This is a genomic window from Myceligenerans crystallogenes (assembly GCF_039529775.1).
Classification (GTDB): Bacteria; Actinomycetota; Actinomycetes; order Actinomycetales; family Cellulomonadaceae; genus Myceligenerans; species Myceligenerans crystallogenes.
On record NZ_BAAANL010000001.1, the window covers coordinates 746,236 to 768,736 of the forward strand.

22 protein-coding genes are annotated in these 22,501 nt (G+C 72.7%); 11 read left to right on the forward strand and 11 right to left on the reverse strand.

What is annotated here, in order from left to right; genetic code table 11:
* Window positions 1–92: 92 nt before the first annotated feature.
* A complete protein-coding gene (locus ABD208_RS03065; RefSeq protein WP_344099371.1) occupies window positions 93–647 on the forward strand; it encodes a hypothetical protein in 555 nt (184 codons plus the stop codon).
* A gap of 79 nt (window positions 648–726) precedes the next feature.
* Here ABD208_RS03065 and ABD208_RS03070 read toward each other — a convergent pair whose 3' ends face one another.
* Window positions 727–936 (reverse strand): helix-turn-helix transcriptional regulator, encoded by a 210-nt coding sequence (locus ABD208_RS03070; protein ID WP_344099373.1) that lies wholly within the window; start codon window positions 934–936, stop codon window positions 727–729.
* A 144-nt stretch (window positions 937–1,080) separates the two neighbouring features.
* Between ABD208_RS03070 and ABD208_RS03075 the strand changes: the two genes are divergently transcribed.
* Together ABD208_RS03075 and ABD208_RS03080 are read left to right on the forward strand one after the other, a co-directional pair.
* Window positions 1,081–1,767: a CpaB family protein gene (locus tag ABD208_RS03075; protein WP_344099375.1), complete on the forward strand. Its 687-nt coding sequence runs from the start codon at window positions 1,081–1,083 to the stop codon at window positions 1,765–1,767.
* Entirely contained in the window at window positions 1,764–3,200 is a 1,437-nt protein-coding gene (locus ABD208_RS03080; protein WP_344099377.1) for a CpaE/TadZ family protein, read from the forward strand. The genes ABD208_RS03075 and ABD208_RS03080 overlap by 4 nt, the downstream gene beginning before the upstream one ends.
* Here ABD208_RS03080 and ABD208_RS03085 read toward each other — a convergent pair.
* Window positions 3,181–3,726: a DUF6912 family protein gene (locus ABD208_RS03085; RefSeq protein ID WP_344099379.1), complete on the reverse strand. Its 546-nt coding sequence runs from the start codon at window positions 3,724–3,726 to the stop codon at window positions 3,181–3,183. The two genes, ABD208_RS03080 and ABD208_RS03085, sit on opposite strands and share 20 nt — an antisense overlap.
* Window positions 3,727–3,763: 37 nt before the next feature.
* Window positions 3,764–4,564, reverse strand: coding sequence for a histidinol-phosphatase (gene hisN / locus ABD208_RS03090; protein ID WP_425561056.1), 801 nt, complete (start codon window positions 4,562–4,564; stop codon window positions 3,764–3,766).
* 105 nt (window positions 4,565–4,669) lie between these two features.
* Between hisN and aroA the strand changes: the two genes are divergently transcribed.
* Window positions 4,670–5,977 carry a 3-phosphoshikimate 1-carboxyvinyltransferase gene (aroA, locus tag ABD208_RS03095; RefSeq protein WP_344099381.1) on the forward strand — a complete coding sequence of 436 codons (1,308 nt, stop codon included), beginning with the start codon at window positions 4,670–4,672 and terminating at the stop codon, window positions 5,975–5,977.
* Window positions 5,978–6,005: 28 nt separating this feature from the next.
* On the forward strand, window positions 6,006–7,160 hold the full coding sequence (gene rsgA / locus ABD208_RS03100) for a ribosome small subunit-dependent GTPase A (RefSeq protein WP_344099383.1): 1,155 nt from the start codon (window positions 6,006–6,008) through the stop codon (window positions 7,158–7,160).
* Window positions 7,161–7,170: 10 nt separating this feature from the next.
* On the opposite strand, the gene ABD208_RS03105 is transcribed toward rsgA, so the two are convergent.
* The 3 genes from ABD208_RS03105 to ABD208_RS03115 form a co-directional block, all read right to left on the reverse strand.
* Window positions 7,171–7,656, reverse strand: coding sequence for a DoxX family protein (locus ABD208_RS03105; protein WP_344099385.1), 486 nt, complete (start codon window positions 7,654–7,656; stop codon window positions 7,171–7,173).
* 125 nt (window positions 7,657–7,781) lie between these two features.
* Entirely contained in the window at window positions 7,782–8,072 is a 291-nt protein-coding gene (gene rsrA / locus ABD208_RS03110; protein WP_344099387.1) for a mycothiol system anti-sigma-R factor, read from the reverse strand.
* A complete protein-coding gene (locus ABD208_RS03115) occupies window positions 8,069–8,920 on the reverse strand; it encodes a sigma-70 family RNA polymerase sigma factor (protein WP_344099389.1) in 852 nt (283 codons plus the stop codon). The genes rsrA and ABD208_RS03115 overlap by 4 nt, the downstream gene beginning before the upstream one ends.
* A gap of 22 nt (window positions 8,921–8,942) precedes the next feature.
* On the opposite strand from ABD208_RS03115, the gene ABD208_RS03120 reads away from it, so the two are divergent.
* Window positions 8,943–9,497, forward strand: coding sequence for a ferritin (locus tag ABD208_RS03120; protein WP_344099391.1), 555 nt, complete (start codon window positions 8,943–8,945; stop codon window positions 9,495–9,497).
* A 67-nt stretch (window positions 9,498–9,564) separates the two neighbouring features.
* On the opposite strand, the gene ABD208_RS03125 is transcribed toward ABD208_RS03120, so the two are convergent.
* A complete protein-coding gene (locus ABD208_RS03125) occupies window positions 9,565–10,362 on the reverse strand; it encodes a DUF4097 family beta strand repeat-containing protein (protein WP_344099393.1) in 798 nt (265 codons plus the stop codon).
* Between the two features lie 253 nt (window positions 10,363–10,615).
* Between ABD208_RS03125 and ABD208_RS20445 the strand changes: the two genes are divergently transcribed.
* On the forward strand, window positions 10,616–10,693 hold the full coding sequence (locus ABD208_RS20445) for a 50S ribosomal protein bL37 (RefSeq protein WP_425561069.1): 78 nt from the start codon (window positions 10,616–10,618) through the stop codon (window positions 10,691–10,693).
* Between the two features lie 105 nt (window positions 10,694–10,798).
* Here the strand turns inward: ABD208_RS20445 and ABD208_RS03130 are convergent, their stop codons facing one another.
* Window positions 10,799–11,794, reverse strand: a complete 996-nt coding sequence (locus tag ABD208_RS03130; RefSeq protein ID WP_344099395.1) for an aldo/keto reductase — start codon at window positions 11,792–11,794, stop codon at window positions 10,799–10,801.
* A 233-nt stretch (window positions 11,795–12,027) separates the two neighbouring features.
* Here ABD208_RS03130 and ABD208_RS03135 point away from each other — a divergent pair, with 233 nt between their 5' ends.
* Both ABD208_RS03135 and ABD208_RS03140 read left to right on the forward strand, forming a co-directional pair.
* Window positions 12,028–12,888 (forward strand): aldose 1-epimerase family protein, encoded by an 861-nt coding sequence (locus ABD208_RS03135; protein ID WP_344099397.1) that lies wholly within the window; start codon window positions 12,028–12,030, stop codon window positions 12,886–12,888.
* Between the two features lie 122 nt (window positions 12,889–13,010).
* A complete protein-coding gene (locus tag ABD208_RS03140; protein WP_344099399.1) occupies window positions 13,011–13,616 on the forward strand; it encodes a GDSL-type esterase/lipase family protein in 606 nt (201 codons plus the stop codon).
* A gap of 130 nt (window positions 13,617–13,746) precedes the next feature.
* Here the strand turns inward: ABD208_RS03140 and ABD208_RS03145 are convergent, their stop codons facing one another.
* From ABD208_RS03145 to ABD208_RS03155, 3 genes are all read right to left on the reverse strand, one after another.
* Entirely contained in the window at window positions 13,747–17,535 is a 3,789-nt protein-coding gene (locus tag ABD208_RS03145) for a multifunctional oxoglutarate decarboxylase/oxoglutarate dehydrogenase thiamine pyrophosphate-binding subunit/dihydrolipoyllysine-residue succinyltransferase subunit (RefSeq protein ID WP_425561057.1), read from the reverse strand.
* Between the two features lie 328 nt (window positions 17,536–17,863).
* The gene (locus ABD208_RS03150; RefSeq protein WP_344099403.1) at window positions 17,864–19,030 is read right to left on the reverse strand and encodes a sensor histidine kinase; all 1,167 of its coding nucleotides are present in this window, start codon (window positions 19,028–19,030) and stop codon (window positions 17,864–17,866) included.
* Window positions 19,031–19,048: 18 nt separating this feature from the next.
* Entirely contained in the window at window positions 19,049–19,831 is a 783-nt protein-coding gene (locus tag ABD208_RS03155; RefSeq protein ID WP_425561058.1) for a response regulator transcription factor, read from the reverse strand.
* A gap of 184 nt (window positions 19,832–20,015) precedes the next feature.
* On the opposite strand from ABD208_RS03155, the gene ABD208_RS03160 reads away from it, so the two are divergent.
* Window positions 20,016–21,461 (forward strand): hemolysin family protein, encoded by a 1,446-nt coding sequence (locus ABD208_RS03160; RefSeq protein WP_344099405.1) that lies wholly within the window; start codon window positions 20,016–20,018, stop codon window positions 21,459–21,461.
* Complete coding sequence (locus ABD208_RS03165; RefSeq protein WP_344099407.1) at window positions 21,458–22,492, forward strand: hemolysin family protein; 1,035 nt, start codon at window positions 21,458–21,460, stop codon at window positions 22,490–22,492. Before ABD208_RS03160 ends, ABD208_RS03165 begins: the two co-directional genes overlap by 4 nt.
* Window positions 22,493–22,501 lie beyond the last annotated feature (9 nt).

Genomic DNA, 22,501 nt, shown 5'->3' on the forward strand with positions numbered 1-22,501 from the left:
AGCCGATGTCGGTTGATGCTTCTATTGAACACCGGGTCGCTGGTACCGGCCACCGATGTGCGGGAGGGCTGTGGACAGCGCAGAGTAGGCCCGTGGACACCTGGGACAGCCGCTGGTCGAAGCTGGCCGCGGATCTCGACGCCCTCGCGGCCGCACAGGAGGCCGCGGAATCGGACGCCACGGTCGCGGACCTGACCCGCGCCGAGCACGCGACCATCGCGCTCGCCGACCGGCTGCGCGCGGCGATCGGGGCGGAGGTGATGGTCGACCTCCCGGACGGCGAACCGGTCCGGGGTCTCCTGGTGGAGGCGACGGCGACCTGGCTGCTCGTGCGCGCAGCCGCGCGGGAATCGGCGGAACATTTGATTCCGCTGCCGGCGGTCGACGGGGTCGCGGGGCTCGGCCCGGGCGCCGCACCGGCCGGCGGCCGGGAACCGGCGCTCACGCAGCAGCTGCGGGCCCTGCAGCGGGACCGGCGCGCGGTCCTGGTCCGCACCCGGGCGCGCCTGCACCGCGGCCGCATCGCGCGCGTCGGCGCGGACCATCTCGACCTGGACGTGTTCGACGGCCCAGGGCCCAGGGCGCGCGTCGTGCCGTTCGCGGCACTGCTCTGCGTCAGCCTCGCCCCGGCCGGCCTGGAGCCGTGAGGGCGCACGCCGTGGCGTGCGAGAGGCGGCGCATCCGGGTGGGGTGCGCCGCCTCGGGGTGGTTCATGGGCCGTCCTGTTCAGCCTTCTCCGGCCTTGAGGCGCTCGCGGCTCTTGGCGTACTGCCGCTCGATGTACGACTCGAGCTCCGATGCCTCGATGCGCCAGACCTTCTTCGGGCCCACCTGGATGGCGGGGAGGTCGCCGGTGCGCACCAGGGCGTAGCCCTGCGCCATGGAGATGTTCAAGGTCTCGACCACGTCAGCCAGAGAGAGAAACCGCTTATCCATGACACCACTATGGCACAGGTTCACGGCAAGGGCGGGGAAATTCACAGTTATCCACAGGAAGCCTTCATCGGATGCCGGATCCCGGAGCTTAGCTCACCATGTCTGGGGGACGTTAACCGCCGTTACACCCTGGGAGGGAACCACATGATCGACGCGCCGCCCGCACCGGGCGAGGCCCGGAGAGCCGTCCGGCTCCGCCCGCCCGGCTGGAGGGACCCGCGGCTGCTCACCGGCATCGTGCTCGTCGCCGCCTCGGTCGCGCTGGGGTCATGGCTCGTTGCCTCCGCGGGCCGCACAGTACCGGTGTTCGTGGCCGACGGCGCGCTGACACCCGGGGATCCCGTCACCCGGGATGCGCTCCGCGTCGTCGAGCTCCGGCTGAGCGCCGGTGCCGAACGCTACCTGCGAGCCGATGAGGACCTGCCGTCCGGCCTGGTGGCACAGCGTGTCGTCGCGGACGGCGAACTGGTCCCCGTCTCCGGCCTCGGCGCGGGCACCACGATGCGGTCCGTGACCCTGCCGATCACGGGCGGGGTGTCGGAGCGGATCCGCCCGGGCGTGGTCGCCGATCTCTGGTTCGTGCCCGAGGCCGGTCCCGGCGCCGTGCCGCGCGGCCCCCAGGCGGGCTCACCGCAGGCCGCGCGAGAGCCACGGACGCTCGCGCGCGACGTCGTCGTCGAACAGGTCGAGGCGCCCGACGGGGCGCTCGTCGTGGCGGGGACGACGACGCTGCACCTGCTCGTCGAGCAGGAGGCCCTGCCCGAGGTCCTGGCGGCGCTCGCCGAACCGGGCACCCTGGCCGTCGTCCCGGTCGGGGGCGAGGCCCGGTGAACGGGCCGGAGCTGCTCACGATCCTCTGCGCGGTGCTGGGGCCCGCGGAGACCGACGCCGTGCGCAGGCTCGAGGCCCCGGGCAGCGGCACCACGGTCACCCGCCGCTGCGCCGACCTGGTCGAGCTGCTCGCCTCGGCCGAGGCGGGTGCCGGCCGGGTGGCCGTCGTCTCGGCGACCCTGCCCGGGCTCGGCCGCGAGGCCGTGGCGCGCCTGAACCAGGCGGGCGTCCGCGTCGTCGCCCTCGACGACGCGCCGGAGCCCAGCACGGAACGCCTGAGGGCCATCGGCGTGACCGGCGTCGCGCGGTCGGTGGACGCACTGGTGAGCCTCGTGCGGGACGAGACGGCCGGCGCGCCCGCCACCGCGCACGAGCCGGCCGCGCCTGCCGCCGGGGTACCGGGAGACAAGGGCGCGGGACGGATCGTGACCGTCTGGGGCCCGACGGGCGCCCCCGGCCGGACCACCACGGCCATCGAACTGGCCGTCGCACTGGCCGCCGGGCCGCGGGACGCCCGGAGGCCTGCCCGCCGCGGACGCGGACCACGCCGGGGAACGGGGCGCGCCCGCGGGCCGGGGGCCGTGCACGGCGGGGCCGCGGCACAGGCCCTCCTGGCCGACGCCGACACCTACGGCCCCTCGGTGGCGTCCCGCCTGGGGATCCTCGACGAGTCGGCCGGCCTGGGCGGCGCGGTGCGCGCGGCCGCCCTCGGGCCGCTCGACGTCGCGACCCTGGCACGCCATGCTCCCGAGGTCATGTCCGGCGTACGCGTGCTGACCGGGCTGGCGCGCGCCAACCGCTGGGCCGAACTGCCCGCCGCGGCCCTCGACGCGGTGTGGGAACGCAGCCGGGACCTCGCGGACTGGACCGTCGTCGACACCGGGCCGGTGCTGGAGACCGACGAGATGCTCTCCTACGACACCCGTGCCCCGCAGCGCAACGCCGCGACGCTCGGCGCGCTCGCGGCGGCGGACGTGGTGGTGGTCGTCGGCAGCGGCGACCCCATCGGGCTGCACCGGCTGATGCGCGGCCTGGACGAGCTGGCCGCCGTGCCCGCGGCCGTCACCGCGCACCGGATCGTCGTGGTGAACCGGGTCCGCGCCTCGGCGGTCGGGCCCCAGCCCCGGGTCACGATCCGGAACACCCTGACGAGGTTCGCCGGCGTCGACCCGCACCTGGTCCCCGACGATCCCGCGAGCCTCGACGCCGGGCTGCTCAGCGGGCGCTCGCTGGCGGAGTGCGCGCCGGGCTCACCGGCCCGCGCGGCCTTCGCGGAACTCGCGGACAAGGTCCGCCGCGCGGCCGGTCTGCGCGCCCTGGCCGACGCCGACGCGTGGGTCTCCGCGCCCGGAGCCGTCGTGCCCCTCGGCCCGATCGGCCCCCACGACCCGGGCCCCGCGGGCCCGCCCGCCGTCATCGCGGGATCGCCGTGACCTCGGACCAGTCGTACCAGAGCAGATCCCGCTCCTCGAGCCGCAGCACCGCGTCGGCCAGCGCGTCGTCGTCGTCCGCCTCGACGGCGGCGCGGACGGCCTCGACGTCCGGTGCGGCGTCGGGCTCGTCGGCGTGCACGCACACGATCGGGACCCGCTCCACGGCCCGGACCAGCCGCAACGCGGAGGCGGGCGCAGCCCCTCCCGCAGCACCGGACGGGCCTGCGAGGCCGTCCCGGCCGGCCAGCGCGTCGTCGGGCACCTCGACGGTGACCACGGCCCGCAGCGGCGGCGCGTCCGGACGCGCGGCGAGCAACCCCGCCGCGGCCGTCGCGGCGTCCAGGAACGCCTCGTACTCGAGCTCCTCCTGCTCCTCCGGGCCCCCGGGACCTCCCGCGGCAAGCTCCGCGACGAGCCGCTTCGTCACGCCGTTGACCTCACGTGGCGTGATCCCCCAGAGGGTGGCCGAGCTCCCGGCGTCGACGCCGTCGAGTTCGTCGAGAGTGGCGGGCACGTAGATGCGCATGAGCAAAGTGTGCCTCCTGCACACGTGCCGTTCAGCCTCAGCCCCGGTTCAGGAGCCCGCGCACCTCGTCGTGCAGCAGGCCGTTGGTCGCCAGCCCGTTCGCGCCCCACGGCCCGGGCTCGCCGTCCAGCGAGGTGAACCGCCCGCCCGCCTCCTGCACGATCGGCACCAGCGCGGCCATGTCGTACACCTCGAGCTCGGGCTCCGTGGCGATGTCCACCGCGCCCTCGGCCACGAGCATGTACGACCAGAAGTCGCCGTACCCGCGCGTCCGGTAGCACCTGCGGGTCAGGTCCAGGAAAGCGTCCAGCTTGCCGCGCTCCTCCCACCCGCTCAGCGACGCGAAGCTCAGCGACGCGTCACCGAGCCGCCGCACGCCGGACACGGACATCCTCGTGGCGGCGTGCAGCCCCTTGCCGGTCCATGCCCCGGATCCCTTGGCCGCCCACCAGCGCCGCCCCAGTGCCGGGGCGCTCACCAGCCCGACGACCACCTCGTCGCCGTCGGCCAGCGCGATCAGCGTCGCCCACACCGGCACGCCGCGCACGAAGTTCTTGGTGCCGTCGATCGGGTCGACGATCCAGCGCCGGGCGCCGCTGCCCGCCGCGCCGTACTCCTCGCCGACGATCGCGTCGCGGGTGCGGGCGCGCTTGAGCGAGGCGCGGATCATCTCCTCGGCGGCCCGGTCGGCGTCGGAGACCGGCGTGTTGTCAGGCTTCGTGTCGACGTGCAGGTCGAGCGCCCGGAAGCGCGACATGGTGTGCGAATCCACCTGGTCGGCGATGACGTGCGCGAGGCGCAGGTCATCGTCATAGCTTGTCTTGGTCACGGCGGCCACGCCCGCCACCGTAGCGGTAAATCCATTCCCCCCGCCGGAAACGCCACGGCCCGCGAGTCGCGGACGAACCGGCCGGGCCTGACCGGTAGCGATAATCTCGGCACCATGACCGATGCCCCCATCGCACCGACCTGGGCCGCCCCGACGGCCGTCGACCCGCTCGACGCCACCGTCGAGGTGCCGGGGAGCAAGTCCCTGACCAACCGTCTCCTCGTTCTCGCCGCGCTCGCCGACGGGCCCGGCACCCTCCACGGCGCGCTGCGCAGCCGCGACGCGGACCTCATGATCGCCGGCCTGCGCGCCCTCGGCTCCGAGATCACCGAGGGCGAGACCCCCAGCACCCTGCACGTCACGCCGGGCGCCAAGCCCGTCACCGAGGCCGACATCGACTGCGGCCTGGCCGGAACCGTCATGCGCTTCCTCCCGCCCGTCGCCGCGCTCGGCGCCGGCCCCGTCCGGTTCGACGGCGACCCCACCGCCCGCGTCCGCCCCATGGGCCCCGTCCTGGCCGCCCTCCACGCCCTCGGCATCACCGTGACCGGCCCCGACGGCGGCCTGCCCGCGCACCTCCCGTTCACGATCGCCGGCACCGGCAGCGTCCGGGGCGGCGCGGTCGACGTCGACGCCTCGGCGTCGTCCCAGTTCGTCTCGGGCCTGCTGCTCGCCGCCGCGCGCTTCGAGCAGGGCCTGACCCTGCGGCACATCGGCACCACGCTGCCGAGCCTCCCGCACATCGAGATGACCGTGGCCACCCTGCGCGAGGCCGGCGTCACCGTCGACGACTCGCGCGACGGCATGTGGCGCGTCGAGCCGGGCCCGATCGCGGCCCGCGAGGTCCGCGTCGAACCCGACCTCTCCAACGCCGCGCCGTTCCTCGCCGCCGCGCTCGTCACCGGCGGCACCGTCCGCATCCCCGGCTGGCCCGGCGAGACCACCCAGCCCGGGGCCCTGCTCCCGGACCTGCTCGGCCGGATGGGCGGCACCGCCCACCTCGCCGACGGTGTGCTGTCGGTCACCGGCACCGGCGACGTGTACGGCGTCGACCTCGACCTGCAGGCGGCCGGGGAGCTCGCCCCGACCTTCGCCGCCCTGGCGACCCTGGCCGACTCGCCCACCCGCCTGCGCGGCATCGCCCACCTGCGCGGCCACGAGACGGACCGGCTCGCGGCGCTCGCCCGCGAGATCACCCGCCTCGGCGGCCAGGCCGAGGAGACCCGCGACGGCCTCGTCATCACCCCGCGCCCCCTGCACGCCGGCACCTTCCGCACCTACGAGGACCACCGGATGGCGACGTCGGGCGCGCTCATCGGCCTGCGCGTGCACGGCGTCGAGGTGGAGGACATCGGCACCACGGCCAAGACCATGCCCGAGTTCCCGTCGATGTGGCAGCGCATGCTGGGAGCCGCCACGTGACCGCCGCCCGGAAGGCCGGCCGGCCCTGATGGCGCGGCGTACACCGGCCGACGAGTCCGACTTCCGGTCCCGTCCGTCCAAGCGTGGCTCCCGCCCCCGCACCAAGCGCCGGCCGAGCCACGAGGACGCGGTGACCGGCATGGTGATCGCGGTCGACCGCGGCCGGTACACGCTGCTCCTGCCGGAGACGTCCGACGACGGCGCCCGTGCCGGCGCCCGCGAGGAACGTGACGGTTCCGCCGCGGGCGCCCCGGCGCCGTCGGGCGGCTCGTCCGGCGTCGTGCTGTCCGCGATGAAGGCGCGCGAGCTGACGCGCACGCGCGTCGTCGTCGGCGACCGCGTCGAGGTGGTCGGTGACGTGACGGGTGCCGAAGGCAGCCTCGCGAGGATCGTGCGGATCACCGAACGCACGTCGGTGCTGCGCCGCACGGCCGACGACGACGACCCCTACGAGCGCATCGTGGTCGCCAACGCCGACCGGCTCGTGATCGTCACGGCCCTCGCCGACCCGCCGCCGCGCACCGGCATGATCGACCGCTGCGTCGTGGCCGCCTACGACGCCGGCATGGACGTGCTGCTCTGCCTCACCAAGGCCGACCTAGCCTCACCCGACGAGCTCCGCGGCCTCTACGAGCCGCTCGGCGTCCAGGTGGTCGTCACGCGAGCGGACTCGACGGCCGGCGACGGCGCCGCGCTCGACGGGGCGTCGGTGGAAGAGGTGCGGGCGCGCCTCCGGGGCCGGACCTCGGTGCTGGTGGGCCATTCCGGCGTCGGCAAGTCGACGCTGATCAACGCCCTCGTGCCGACCGCGCGCCGGGCCACCGGTGACGTCAACGACGTGACCGGCCGGGGCCGGCACACCTCGACGTCGGCGGTCGCGCTGGCCCTGCCCGACGGCCTCGGCGACGACGCGCAGCCCGACGGCTGGGTGATCGACACGCCCGGCGTGCGCTCCTTCGGCCTGGCGCACGTCGAGGTGGGCAACCTGCTGCGCGCGTTCGAGGACCTCGACGCGGCCGCGGCCGAGTGCCCCCGCGGCTGCACGCACCTGGCGGACGCGCCGGACTGCGCCCTGGACGAGTGGGAGGCGGCGGAGCCGGACACGGAGGCCCGGGCGCACCGGACCCTCCGCCTCACGTCGTTCCGCCGCCTCCTGGCCAGCCGCACGGGAGCGGCCGGCTAGAGAGAGGCACTCAGGCCGCGGCCCTCGCCGCCGCCCGCGCCTCCCGGGCGGCCACCCGCGCGGCCCGTGCCTGCTGGACGCGCCAGGAGATCCCGGGGCGCCCTTCCGTGTCGACGCCCGCGATCAGCGCCGCGCCGATCGCGCCGAGGTTCCCGACGAACCGCTGGGCGCGCTCCTCCCGGGTGGCGTCCGACGCGGTGAACGGCTGGTTGACGACCGCGAGCGGCACCGTGAGCAGGGCCAGTGCGAGCGCGGAGGTGCGCGGCGCCTTGCCGAGCGCCAGCAGCGTGCCGGCCGCCGCGATCGCCACGCCGTGCGCGCGGACGAGCGTGGTCACCTGTTTGTCGCTCAGCGGTTCGGCGCCGAGCGCCTTCGTCACGAGACCGGAGCCCTGCCTGGCGGCCTGCACGTGTTCGCCGGGCCGGCGGGCGGCCTGCACGCCCGACGCCACGAACCAGGAGGCCAGCAAGGGTCTTGCGATGTGTCGCAGCACCATGCGGTACACACTGTCAAAGGTCGGGCGTTCCGTCCACGGCTGGGGCGACGGCGGCGTGTCGGGCGAGGTCAGGCCGATGGTGCGCGGCCGGGCCGCGGGACCGGCCGCTCCGCGACCGGGCGTCGTCAGGCCGGCATGACCCGGATCTGCTCGCGGATCCGCAGCCGCAGGGTCTCGGGCGCCCGCTCCGCGCAGGAGCGCTTGACGAGCTGCTTGACCAGGTCCTCGACGCTCAGTTCGGCCAGGCAGGGCGAGCAGTGCGCGACGTGTGCGCGCATCAGGGCCTCGTCCTCGGGCGTCATCTCGGAGTCGAGGAACTCGTACAGGTGGTGGAGCGCGTGCTCGCACTCGTTTCCCGGGGTGTCGTGCGGGATGGGTTCCACTGCCGGCGCGGCGTCCCGCGTGTCGTCGTTCACTGCGCACCTCCGGGTGCCTCTTGCTTGACCAGTCCACGTCCCGCCGCGTAGTCGGCGAGGAGTTCACGCAGCTGCCGGCGCCCGCGGTGCAACCGGGACATCACCGTCCCGATCGGTGTTCCCATGATCTCCGCGATCTCCTTGTAGGGGAAGCCCTCGACGTCGGCGTAGTACACCACCATGCGGCGATCCTCCGGGAGCTCCGCCAGCGCGCGCTTCACGTCGCTGTCCGGCAGCCGGTCCAGCGCCTCGACCTCCGCGGAGCGCAGGCCCTGCGAGGTGTGCGACGCCGCCCGCGCGATCTGCCAGTCCTCGATCTCCTCCGCCTGCGACTGCTGCGGCTGGCGCTGCTTCTTGCGGTAGGAGTTGATGAAGGTGTTCGTCAGGATCCGGTACAGCCAGGCCTTGAGGTTCGTGCCGGGCTTGTACTGGTGGAACGCCGCGAACGCCTTCGCGAAGGTCTCCTGCACCAGGTCCTCGGCGTCGGCGGGGTTGCGGGTCATCCGCAGCGCCGCGGAGTACAGCTGGTCCAGGTACTGGAGGGCGTCCCGCTCGAACCGTGCGGCGCGCGCGGTGGCGTCCTCCTGCTCGGGAGCACGCGGTCCCTCGTCGGGGATGCTGGTCTGCGGCTGATCGGTCATCGACGTCGAGCCTAGTTGTGTCGGGCGATCCTTTCCTGCGACGTCCACGACGCCGGCAAGATCGGGCAGGACGACGACGGCGCCTGGCGCGACCCGCCCGGCGGCGCCGGGCACGCGGGCGCCGGCGACGGACAAGGCGACGGGCGAGGCGGGGGCCTCGAGGCAGGACATCACGTTCACGCAGAACGACGCCCCGGGCGGATCCATTCCCGCGTACTACCTTGGGAGCATGACTTCCATCACGGACACGACGCGGGGTTCCGAGTTCTGGCGCCTGCTCGGGGAGCAGATCGGCCACGAGCTCGCCGCGCACCAGCAGTACATCGCCATCGCGGTCTGGTTCGACGGGCACGACCTGCCGCAGCTGGCCGCGCACTTCTACCGCCAGGCGATCGAGGAACGCAACCACGCGATGATGATCGTGCAGTACCACCTGGACCGGGACGTGCCCGCGGCCATCCCGGGCACGGGTGAGATCCGGAACGAGTTCGCCGACGTCACCGAGCCGCTGCAGCTCGCGCTCGACCAGGAGAAGCAGGTGACGGCGCAGATCGAGGAGATCTTCCGGGCCGCCCGTGCCGAGGGCGACGCGCTCGGCGAGCAGTTCCTGCTCTGGTTCCTCAAGGAGCAGGTCGAGGAGGTGGCCGGCGCCAACACGCTGCTCACGGTGGCCCAGCGGGCGAAGGACAACCTGTTCGACCTGGAGAACTTCGTGGCCCGCGAGACGATCGGCGACGCGGGCGAGTCCGCGGACGCCCCGGAGGTGGCGGGCGGCGCCCTCTGACGGGGTGCGCTGCGCGGGGCGGCGCCGTCAGGCCCCGCCCCGCGCAGGCACTACCCGGCGCCAGGACTCACGCGCGGGTGATCACCGTGGCGCCCGAGACCGTGTTGGTGGACAGGTAGCAGGCGGCGCCCGGTTCCGCGTGGTCGACGACGACGGTGCGCTGCGCGCCCGAGGCGATCGGGGCGCCGTCGACCGTGACCTTGCCGGTCACGCTGCGGGCCCGGAGGTTGACCGGCGTGCCCGGGTCGAGGCTGATGGTCACCGCTCCGGCCACGGTCTTGGCCGACACGAGCGGCGTCGAACCCGACGAGGACACGTCGACCGGCCCCGACACGCCGTTGACCGTCACGCGCCCCAGGGCGCCGGAGATCGCGGCCGGGCCGGAGGCCTGGTTCACGGTCACGTCCCCCTGGTGGTCCGTGACCGCGATCGCCCCGGACACCGACTTCACGTGCAGCGGCCCCGCGGTGCCGGTCACCACGACGGCGCCGGTGACGCTCTTGACGCTCACGCGGGCCCGGCTTCCGGTCACGCTCGCCTCGGCGCCGACCGTCGTGGCGTCGACGGCGGTCGTGGCGGGCACGGTGATCCGCACGACGGCGGAGTCCTGGTCCCGCAGGCCGCGGAAGCGGTCCACGAAGCCCTCCACGCCGGGGAAGTCGTAGGCGACGCGCAGCGCGCCGTGCTCGGCGAGCACCTGAAGGGGGCGCGAGGACACCTCGAGCACCTCGACGACCGCGCCCGACATGCGCTCGGGGTCGGCGATGATCTCGGCCCGGCCGTTCGTCAGGCGGGTGGTCAGGGAGGTCGCGTCGGCGACCTCGATGGTCTGGGGGGCGGCGACGCTCCAGGACTCGGTGGTCATGGTGATGCTCCGTTCGTCTCGCTGCGGTGGTTCGTGTTCTCGGCGGTCGGTGGTCGTCAGGAGGATGGTGCGGACGTCTCTGTCGGTTGCCCCTCGGTCATTCTGGTCGATTCCGGTCCCACTGGCAGCCCGAAGATGTCCGACGGCGTGTCTCCCCGGGTTCGTCACGAGGTCAGCACCCGCGATGTGCGGGCAGTACCGTCCGCATGGGATCATGTTCCGAGCCAATTTCGTCATCTGTCAGGAGACACCCATGAGCAAGCGTGGCCGGAAGCGCAAGGACCGCAAGAAGAAGGGCGCCAACCACGGCAAGCGCCCCAACGGCGGCTGACTCGGCCGGCGCAGACGAAAGGGCCGGAACCCCGAGGGTTCCGGCCCTTCGCCATGCCCGGTGCCGGCCGTCGCTACGGCGTCGTGGCCGGCACGTCGCCACGGTTCACCACTTGGCCGCGACGTGTTCCTTGATCAGCTCGTCGTAGATCTCGCGCACCCCGGAGCTGAACAGCGGCCCCAGCGCGGCCGCGTTCCCCGCCGCGGCGTTCGCGCGGGCCTGGTCGGCGTTGCGTGCGCCCGGGATCACGGTGGAGACACCCGGCTGCTGCCACACCCAGGCGATGGCCGCCTGCGCGGCGGTGAGGTCCTCGCCGAAGCACTTGGCGGACAGCTCGGCGAACCGTACCGCAGCCTCGACGCCGACGTCGTACGGCACGCCGGAGAACGTCTCGCCGACGTCGAACGCCGAACCGTCCCGGTTGTAGTTCCGGTGGTCGTTCTCCGCGAACCGGGTGTCCTTGGAGTACTTGCCCGAGAGCAGGCCGGAGGCGAGCGGCACGCGCGCGATGATGCCCACCCCGGCCTCCGACGCCGCGGGCAGCACCTCGTCGAGCGGCTTGAGCCGGAACGCGTTGAGGATGATCTGCACGGTGGCGACGTTGGGCCGCGCGATCGCGGCCAGCGCCTCCGCCGTCGTCTCCACGGAGACGCCGTAGTTGGCCGTCACGCCCTCCTCGACGAGCGTGTCGAGCGCGTCGAACACCTCGTCCGAGGAGTACACGGCCGTCGGCGGGCAGTGCAGCTGGACGAGGTCCAGCCGCTCCACGTCGAGGTTCTTCCGGGACCGGTCCGTCCACTGGCGGAAGTTCTCCAGCACGTAGTTCTCCGGCACCTGGTCCATGCGGCGGCCCATCTTGGTGGCCACCGTGATGCCGGCGTTCGGGTGCTCCTTGAGGAACGCGCCGATCACCTGCTCGCTGTGGCCGTCGCCGTAGACGTCCGCCGTGTCGAAGAAGGTCACTCCGGCCTCGAGGGAGGCCTCCAGGGTCGCCCGGGCGTCGTCGTCGGAGACATTGCCCCAGTCGGCGCCGAGCTGCCAGGTGCCCAGGCCGACGGCCGACACGAGGCGGCCTGACCTACCGAGTACCTGCTGTTCCATCGATCCTCCTGCGCATGTCACGGACCGGGGTCCGTGTGGCCCGCGCTCGGGCCAGTGGTGAACGCAGCGTGAAGGGCGCTGCTTGCTCATAGTCTTCTGTCCCACGCTATCCGCACCGGACTGAAACTTCCTGGTTCGCTTGACCCAATTAAGGTGGGAGGGTGATGACAGACCCTTCGACGGTACCCGCGCCGTCCGGAATCCAGCACAGCATTTCGTACGGCGAACAGCGTGTGACCGTCACCGAGGTCGGGGCGGCGCTTCGCGAGTACGTGGTCGGGGGACGCGACGTCGTCGTCCCCTTCGCCGCCGACGAGATCAACCCCGTGTTCAACGGGGGTGTCCTCGTGCCCTGGCCCAACCGCCTGCGCGACGGCGTCTACGAGGCCGACGGCGTCCGGTACACCCTCCCGTGGACCGAACCCGACCGCCGGAACGCGATCCACGGCCTCGTCGCCTTCTCGCGCTGGAGCCTGGTCGACCGGACGGACACGTCGCTCACGCTCGCGCTCGACCTCGTGCCGCAGCCCGGTTACCCGTTCCAGCTCGCGGTGCAGATCACGCACGAGCTGTCCGACGCCGGCCTGTCCGTGACGCTCGTCGCGACGAACGTCGGCGCCGGAACGGCGCCCTACGGCGCCGGGTTCCACCCGTGGCTCTCCACCGGTGGCGCGGATCTCGACGACTGCGTCGTCCGGCTCGACGCCGCCACCCACGTCACGGTCGACGACCGGCTCCTGCCGACGGGCACCGAGCCGGTGCACGGGCAGTTCGACATGCGCGAGCCCGGCAGCCTGGCGGGCCGCGACCTCGACGACGCGTTCGTGGACGTGCTGCGGGACGACGACGGCTTGTCGTGGATCCGGTTGACCGGGACCGACGGCCACACCGCCGCGGTCTGGATGGACGAGTCGATGGACGTCTGGCAGGCGTGCTCGGGCGACCACGTCGGTGAGGGGTACCGCCGCATGGGGCTGGCCGCCGAACCGATGAGCTGCTACGCCGACGCGTTCGCGACCGGTGACCGCCTGGTGCGCCTCGCGCCGGGCGACTCGCACCGGGTGCGGTGGGGGCTCGCGCTGCTGGCCGACTGAAGTCGGCGCGCCTGGACGCGAAATCCCAGGTGGTCCATCCCGGTTGGCCGACAATGTTCTCGGCCGGGGCGATCTGCGATCGGCCGCCAGGGGGCACGAGCACTTGAGTCAAGGAGAGGTCCGTGCAGGAACGCGAGGTGCGCATCTGCGTCGTCGGCGACGAGCTGGCCACCGGTGTCGGCGACGCGAGAGCGCTCGGCTGGACCGGTCGCGTCGTCGCGCGGACGAACTTCACCCGGCCTGCCATGGTGTTCACCCTGGCCATCCCCGGCGAGACGTCGACCCAGCTCAGCACCCGGTGGGAGCCGGAGACGGCCGTGCGGTTCGGGCCCGAGCACGAGGTCGAGAACCGGCTGGTGGTCGCGCTCGGCCGGCATGACGTCACCGCGGGGCTGTCGGTCGCGCGGTCGCGCCTCAACCTCGCGAACATCCTCGACATCGCCGAGGCGAACCGCACCCCCACGTTCGTCGTCGGGCCACCGCCCGGCGCGCCGGAGAAGGGCGAGCGGATCGCCGAGCTCTCGGACGCCTTCGCCGATGTCGCGAGCCGCAGGCGCGTGCCGTACGTCGACACCTACACGCCTCTGGCGGCCCACGAGCAGTGGCTGGCGGACCTGGCCCAGAACGGCACGATGTACCCCGGCCAGGCGGGCTACGGCCTGATGGCGTGGCTGGTGCTGCATACCGGCTGGCATGCGTGGCTGGGCGTCAGCCAGGAGGAGAACTGACGGCCGGCGGGAGCCGGCGCGAACCGGGGCGAGACGCCCGAGCGGGAACGGACCGGGAGACCGGGTACGACGAAGCCCGCTGATCCCTGAGGTACCGGGGTCAGCGGGCTTCGTCGTGGTGCACGCGAGCTCAGCGGGTGAAGACCTGCTCCAGGAGCAGCTGCTGCTGGGCCTGGTGCAGCTTGGCCGTGCCGGCCGCGGTGCTCGCGCTCGCGTCGCGGCTGATCACCTCGACGCGGGGGAGGTCCTCCGGCATCGCGAGGTGGATGTAGGACCAGGCGCCCTGGTTCTTCGGCTCGTCCTGCGCCCACACGACCTTGGCGTTCGGGTACCTGGCGAACTCCGCGCGGATCTGCTCCTCCGGGAACGGGTAGAGCTCCTCCAGGCGGACCAGCGCCACGCCCTCGTCGCCGCGCCGGGTGCGCTCGGCGAGCAGGTCGTAGTAGATCCGGCCGGTGCACAGGACCAGGCGGTCGACCTTGGCCGGGTCCGCCGTGCCGTCGCCGAGCACCGGCTGGAAGGTGCCGGAGGTGAAGTCCTCGACCGAGGAGGCGGCCGCCTTGAGGCGCAGCAGCTGCTTCGGCGTGAAGACCACCAGCGGGCGGCGGGGCCGCGCGTACGCCTGGCGGCGCAGCAGGTGGAAGTACGACGCCGGGGTGCTGGGCTGGGCGATGGTCATGTTGTTCTCCGCGCCGAGCTGCAGGAAGCGCTCGATGCGGGCCGACGAGTGGTCCGGGCCCTGGCCCTCGTACCCGTGCGGCAGCAGCATGACGGTCGACGCCGACTGGCCCCACTTCTGCTCCGCCGACGAGATGAACTCGTCGATGACGGTCTGCGCGCCGTTGACGAAGTCGCCGAACTGGGCCTCCCAGAGCACGAGGGCGTCCGGGCGCTCCACGGAGTAGCCGTACTCGAACCCGAGGGCCGCGTACTCGCTGAGCGAGGAGTCGTACACCCAGAACTTCGCCTGGTCCGGCGTCAGGTACAGCAGCGGCGTCCACTCGGCGCCGGTCTCCCGGTCGTGGAGCACCGCGTGGCGCTGCACGAAGGTGCCGCGGCGGGAGTCCTGGCCGGCGAGGCGCACCGGGACGCCCTCGATGAGCAGCGAGCCGAAGGCCGCGAGCTCGCCGAAGCCCCAGTCGATGCCGCCGTCCTTCGACATGATCTCGCGCGTCTCGAGCAGCTTGGCGAGCTTGGGGTGGACCGCGAAGCCCTCCGGCGGCGCGGTGTGCACGGCGCCGATGCGCTGCAGCACGTCGTGGCTGATCGCCGTCTGCCAGCCGACCATCGTCCCGGCGTCCTGGAGCTGTGCCTCCGGCCGCTCCAGGCCGGCGATCAGCTCGCTCTGCGGGGCCGGGGTGAAGTCGGCCTTGGTCTCGGTGAAGACCCGCTCCAGTTGCTTCTGGTAGTCCTGCAGCGCGGCCTCGGCCTCCTCGACCGTGAGGTCGCCGCGGGCCACGAGGTTCTCCGTGTACAGCTTGCGCACCGACCGCTTGGCCTCGATGAGGTTGTACATCATCGGCTGTGTCATCGAGGGGTCGTCGCCCTCGTTGTGGCCGCGGCGGCGGTAGCAGATCAGGTCCACGATGACGTCCTGGCCGAACTGCTCGCGGAACGCGAAGGCGAGCTCCGCGACGCGGACCACGGCCTCCGGGTCGTCGCCGTTCACATGGAACACCGGGACCTGGTAACCCTTGGCCACGTCGGTGGCGTACGTCGTCGAGCGCGAGGACTGCGGGCCCGTCGTGAAGCCGACCTGGTTGTTCACGATGATGTGGATCGTGCCGCCGGTGCGGTAGCCGCGCAGCTGCGCGAGGTTCAGCACCTCGGGCACCACGCCCTGGCCGGCGAACGCGGCGTCGCCGTGCACCAGGATCGGCAGCACGGAGAAGCCGTCGGCGCCCAGGTCGATGCGGTCCTGCTTGGCCCGCACGATGCCCTCGAGCACCGGGTCGACCGCTTCGAGGTGGGAGGGGTTCGCGGCGAGGTAGACCTTGGTGGTCGCGCCCGTCTCGGCGGTGAAGGTGCCCTCGGTGCCGAGGTGGTACTTCACGTCGCCCGAGCCCTGCACCGACTTCGGGTCGAGCTGGCCCTCGAACTCCTTGAAGATCTGCGCGTAGCTCTTGCCCGCGATGTTCGCCAGCACGTTGAGGCGCCCGCGGTGCGCCATGCCCAGGCCGACCTCGTCCAGGCCGTTCTCCGCGGCCTTGGACAGGATCGCGTCCAGCAGCGGGATGAGCGACTCGCCGCCCTCCAGCGAGAAGCGCTTCTGGCCCACGTACTTGGTCTGCAGGAACGTCTCGAACGCCTCGGCGGAGTTCAGGCGGCGCAGGATGCGCAGCTGGTCCTCGCGCGGGGTCTTGGCGTAGCCGTACTCCAGGCGCTCCTGGAGCCACTTGCGCTGGGACACGTCGGCGATGTGCATGTACTCCACGCCGATGGTGCGGCAGTAGGAGTCGCGCAGCAGGCCCAGGATCTCGCGCAGCTTCATCTTCGGCTTCGGGCCGAAGCCCGCCGTCGGGAAGACGCGGTCGAGGTCCCACAGCGTCATGCCGTGGTTCTGGATGTCCAGGTCCGGGTGCTTGCGCTGGCGGTAGGCGAGCGGGTCGGTGTCCGCCATCAGGTGGCCGCGCGAGCGGAACGCCTGGATGATCTCGGCGACCTTGGCCGGCTTGGCGGCCTCCACGTCCGAGTCCACCGTGTTGTCGCGCACCCAGCGGATCGGCTCGTAGGGCACGCGCAGCGCCGCGAACACGCGGTCGTAGAAGCCGTCGAGGCCGAGCAGCTTCTCGGAGATGATCTTGAGGAACTCGCCGGACTGCGCGCCCTGGATGATGCGGTGGTCGTACGTGGACGTGATCGTCATGACCTTGGACACGCCCATGCGGGCGAGCTGCTCGTCGGACGCGCCCGCGAACTCCGCGGGGTAGTCCATGGCGCCGACGCCGATGATCGTGCCCTGCCCCTGCATGAGGCGCGGCACGGAGTGCACGGTGCCGATGCCGCCGGGGTTGGTGAGCGAGACGGTGGTGCCCTGGAAGTCGGGGACGCCGAGCTTGCCCCCGCGCGCCTTGCGCACCAGGTCCTCGTAGGCCGCGACGAACTCCGCGAAGTCCAGCTCCTCGGCCTTCTTGATGCTCGGGACCAGGAGCTGGCGCGAGCCGTCCGGCTTGGCCAGGTCGATCGCGAGGCCGAAGCCGACGTGCGCCGGCTGGTTGACGCCGGGCTTGCCGTCGACCAGCTCGTAGTGGGCGTTCATCACCGGCATGTCGCTCAGCGCCTCGACCAGCGCGTAGCCGATCAGGTGGGTGAAGGAGACCTTGCCGCCGCGCCCGCGCTTGAGGTGGTTGTTGATGACGATGCGGTTGTCCACCATGAGCTTGGCGGGCACCGCGCGCACCGACGTCGCGGTGGGGACCTGGAGCGAGGACTCCATGTTGGTCACGACGCGGGCGGCGGGGCCGCGCAGCTTCTGCACGTCGTCGACGGCGTCGTCGTGGTGCGGCTTGGGTGCCAGCAGCGACTGGCCGTAGTCCTGGAGCGCGGGCGTCGCGACGGGCGGTGCGGCGGCGGTGACCTTCGGGTCGGCGGGGATCGCCTTCTCCGCGGGGAGCTGTGCGGCCTCGCCGGCGGCGGTGCCCTGGCTTCCGGCGGGTGCGGCCGGAGCGGTCTCGGCGGGAGCGGCACCGGGCGGCGCGGTCGGAGCGGGCGCCGTGGCCGTGGACTGCGGAGCGGCCCCCGTGACCTTCCGGCCGGTGTCCGGCGACGGGGTGTAGTCCTCGAAGAACTCCCACCACGCGGGGTCGACGGTGCTCTTGTCCTTCAGATACTGCTGGTAGAGCTCGTCCACAAGCCATTCATTGGCTCCGAACGACGAGCTCGCCACGCTGATCGACTCTGAACCAGCCTTAGGGGACACGCGCGGATCGCCCACCTTCACCCAATAGTCTTGCGCTCTGTGAGGGGTACCGGCGCTGACCGGTCACGGCCTCAGCCCGATGGTTTCGGACTACACAAGGGTATGCCTTACCAGCCCCGGACCGGAGGGTGTGTCCACAGGTTCCCGGCCCGCGCCGGAGCCGAGGGCCGATGCTTCGTCATGAACGCGCCGGGGCAGGCAAACGGTCGGCAACTTTCGTTCTGGAACCCGTCAACATGGTGTTTCCGTGGCGCGCACCGGGCGGACAATCCCTGATTCTTGTGATCGAGATCACGGAACCAGTTCCTTGTCCTTTTGCCCGAAATCCCTATTCGGCGCCGATCCGTTCGGCCGTGACCCCCGGCGCCGGGTGAGCCCTCGCGGGAAGCGTGACCCGCATGGTCGCCCCGGCGGGGGAATCGGCCACCTCGACGTGCCCGCCGTGCAGCTCCACCGCCCACCGCACGATCGCCAGGCCGATCCCGGTCCCGCCGCTCGCCGGCGGCCCGCCGCGGGACCTGCCGGCGCCCGCCGCGCCGTCCGCCGTCAGGCCCGCGCCCGTCGTCGTCCCCGAGACGGAGACCGGCGACGCCGAACCGCGGGCGAACCGCTGGAAGATCCGCTCCCGGTCCTCCGGGGCGATGCCGGGCCCCTGGTCGCTGATCTCGATGACGATCGAGTCGTCCAGCGGGTAGGCGTCCATCCGGACCTCGCCGTCCCGGGGGGAGTGCCGGATCGCGTTCTGCACCAGGTTCGTCAGCACCTGGTGCAGGCGCTCGCGATCGGCCTCGACCTTCAGGTTCGGCGGCGTCACGTCGATGACGTAGTGCAGGTCCTTCGCGGCGTCGACCATCTGCAGGCCGTCGGCGCACTCCTCCATGAGGTCGCCGACGTCGAACTCCGACACGGACAACGCCGAGGCGCCGGCCTCCAGGCGCGACAGGTCCAGCAGGTAGGTCACCAGCCGCGTCAGCCGCTCGGTCTGGGCGTGCGCCTGCTCCAGCGTCGCGGGCGTCGCCGGGACGACGCCGTCGACCATGTTCTCCAGCTGCGCCTGCAGCGCCGCCACCGGCGTGCGCAGCTCGTGCGACACGTTCGCGATGAGGTCGCGCCGCGTCTGCTCGACGGACGCCAGATCCTCCGACATCTGGTTGAACGCGGCCGCGAGCTGGCCCACCTCGTCGCGGCTCGTGGCGCGCACGCGGGTCGTGTAGTCGCCGTCCGCCATCGCCTGGACGGCGTGCGTCATCTCCCGCAGCGGGGAGGTCATGCCGTGCGCGAGGAACTGGGTCAGCACCAGCGAGAGCACGATCGCCAGGGGGAAGGTGCGGCTCGGGCCCATCTCCAGCTGGGTCAGGCCGAACCAGGTGATGAGGCACGCCATCGTCACCGTCGCGGCGACGATGATGCCGAGCTTGAACTTGATGGAACGCAGGGGGTCCAGCGGGCGCACGTCGCGCAGGATGCGCGCCACGCCGGGCAGTTTCCGGCTCATCGGGTCAGGTCGTCCGGCTCAGATCGCCGGGGGTTCGAACGCGTAACCCACGCCGTGCACGGTCCGGATCAGGTCCGAGCCGAGCTTCCGCCGCAGCGCCTTGATGTGCGAGTCCACCGTGCGGGTACCGCTCGCGTCCGCCCAGTCCCAGACCTCGGCCAGCAGGCGCTCGCGCGTCAGGACGGTCTTGGGGGAGGAGGCGAGCATGACGAGCAGCTCGAACTCCGTCGGGGTCAGGTGGATCTCGTCGCCGCCGCGGTAGACGCGGCGCTGCGCGCGGTCCACGGTCACGTCGCCCATCGCCATCGGGGGTTCCGACGGCGCCGCGACGGCCGCCTGGGCCGCGCGGTCCACCCGCCGCAGCAGGGCCTTGAGCCGGGCCACCAGCTCACGCATCGAGAACGGCTTGGTCATGTAGTCGTCGGCGCCGACGCCGAGCCCCACGAGCATGTCCGTCTCGTCGTCCCGCGCGGTGAGCATGAGGATCGGGACCGGCTGCTCGGCCTGGATGCGCCGCGTGACCTCGAGCCCGTCGATCCCCGGGAGCATCACGTCGAGCACGATCGCGTCGGGGCGCAGGCGCATCGCGGCGTCCACCCCGGACAGCCCGTCGCGGGCGACCTCGACCCGCCAGCCCTCCGCGGACAGGCGCTGGGCGATCGCGGTCGCGATCGTGGGCTCGTCCTCCACGACCAGGATCGTGGCGCTCTGCTGGCCGGAGCCGCCCGGGCCGCCGGAGCCAGGAGCTGCGTGTTCGGGCCGGGTGGAGCTGCCCGGTTGCTGGGGCGTACCTGAAGACATGGGTCCATCTTGCACCCACACGCCTGAAAGGATGCTGAACCCGGGCCGGGAGCTGTGGACAACGCCCGTGTGACCGCGGCGGATCGCAGGGAAATTCCGCGTGCGTCACACACCGGCGCTACGATCGGCACACCATGATCGAGCACCAATCCTGGAGCATCCGAAGTACGCGGGGGACCGTCCGATGAGCGCCGACTGGATGATGGTCGCCGTCGGAGTGCTCCTCACCGCAGGTACAGCGATCTTCGTGGCGGGGGAGTTCTCCCTGGTCACGCTCGACCCCGCCGTGGTCGGCGGGGACGACGAGGAGGGCGACAGTCCGGCCCCGCCCGGTCATACCGCACCACGGGTCCGCCCCCGGCGGGACAGCCCCCGGCGCGACCGCGCGGTCCGCGCCGCGCTGAAGAGCCTCTCCACCGAGCTCAGCTCGGCCCAGGTCGGCATCACCCTCACCACCATCCTGCTCGGCTACACGGCGCAGCCCGCGCTCGTCACGCTGCTCACCGGGGCCTTCGGCGCCTTCCCGCTCTCCGGGGCGGTCGCCCTCGCGCTCGCCACGGTCCTGGCCCTGCTGCTGGTCAACGGCTTCTCGATGCTCTTCGGCGAGCTGATCCCCAAGAACTTCGCGCTGTCGGCGCCGCTCGCCTCCGCCCGCCTCGTCATCCCGCTGCAGCGCGCGTTCACCCTGCTCTTCAAGCCGGTCATCCTGCTGTTCAACGGCTCCGCCAACGCGCTGCTGCGGCGGGTGGGCGTCGAGCCGCGCGAGGAGCTGTCCGGCGCCCGGTCCGCGACCGAGCTCGCGTCCCTGGTGCGCCGGTCCGCGCAGGAGGGCACGCTCGAGAAGTCGGTGGCGCGGCTGCTGACCAACTCGATCGAGCTCGACGAGCTCAGCGCGCGCGACGTCATGACCGACCGGATGCGGATGGTCGTCGTCGAGCGCCACGCCACGGCGGCCGACGTCGTCGGCCTCGCGGCCCGTACCGGCCACTCGCGGTTCCCCGTCATCGGCCAGGACCGGGACGACGTCGTCGGCCTCGTGCACCTGCGCCGCGCCGTGGGCGTGCCGCACGACCGCCGCGGTGAGGTGCCGGCCGTGGCGCTCATGGTCGACGCGCCGCGGGTCCCGGAGACGGTCAGCCTCGGGCCGCTGCTCGTCGAGCTCCGGGACCTGGGGCTGCAGATGGCCGTCGTCGTCGACGAGTACGGCGGGACGTCCGGCGTCGTGACCCTCGAGGACGTCGTGGAGGAACTCGTCGGCGAGGTCGCCGACGAGCACGACCACGGCCGCGCCGGCGTCGTCCGCGCGGGGAGCGACGACGGCGCGTGGCTGGTCCCCGCGGTCCTGCGGCCGGACGAGCTCGAGGAGTACACCGGGATCGTCGTCCCGGAGGGCTCCGCGTACGAGACGCTCGGCGGCCTCGTGATGGCCGCGCTCGGCCGCGTGCCGCACACCGGCGACGAGGTCACGGTGCCGGGCGCGACGCTGCGCGTCGAGGCGATGGACGGACGGCGCGTCGAGCGCGTCAGAGTCGTTCCCGTGTCCGACGACGGCGCGGGCGGGCAGCGTGCCGGTGAGGCCGGGTCCCGTCCGGCCGGCCACCGCGGCACCGGGACGGAGGCCCGCGGATGAGCACCACCACCGCGATCCTGATCGCCGTCGCCCTGCTGCTCGGGAACGCCTTCTTCGTGGGCGCGGAGTTCGCCGTCCTGTCGGCCAAGCGGTCCGCGATCGAGCCGCTCGCCGAGGCGGGGGACCGCCGCGCCCGGACCGTGCTGTGGGCGATGGAGCACGTCTCCCTCATGCTCGCCTGCGCGCAGCTCGGCGTGACCGTCTGCTCCACGGGCCTCGGCATGGTCGCGGAGCCCGCGCTCGCGCATGCGCTGGAGGGGCCGCTGCACGCGATCGGGGCGAGCGAGGACCTGGCGCATCCGATCGCCATGGCGATCGCGCTGGCGATCGTCGTCTACCTGCACGTGGTGCTCGGCGAGATGGTGCCGAAGAATCTCGCGGTGTCCGCGCCGGAGAAGGCGGTGCTCTGGTTCGGGCCGGCGCTCGTGCTGCTCGCGCGGGCGGTGAAGCCGGTGATCACGGTGCTGAACTGGCTCGCCAACCACGTGGTGCGCCTGGCCGGCGTCGAGCCGCGCGACGAGGTCGCCTCGGCGTTCACCGCCGAGGAGGTGCAGTCGATCGTCGAGCACTCGCGGGCCGAGGGCGTGCTGCAGGACGAGCAGGGACTGCTCGCCGGCGCGCTCGAGTTCTCCGGCAAGACCGCGGGTGACGTCATGGTCCCCGTGGGATCGCTCGTCACGCTCGTCGAGGGCGTCACCCCCGACGACGTCGAGCGCCTCGTGGCCGAGCACGGGTACTCCCGGTTCCCGGTGCTGTCCGGCGGGCGCCTGATCGGGTACCTGCACCTCAAGGACGTGCTGTACGCGACCGGCGCGGCGCGGTCCGAACCCGTGGCGCTGTGGCGGGTGCGGGCGCTGGCCAGTGTGCGGCCGGGCGACGAGGTCGAGGACGCGCTCCAGGTCATGCAGCGTTCCGGCGCGCACCTCGCGCGGGTCGCGGGGGAGGACGGCGAGCTGCTGGGCGTCGTGTTCCTCGAGGACATCATCGAGGAGCTGGTGGGCGAGGTCCGCGACGCGATGCAGCGCAGGTAGGGAAAGGAT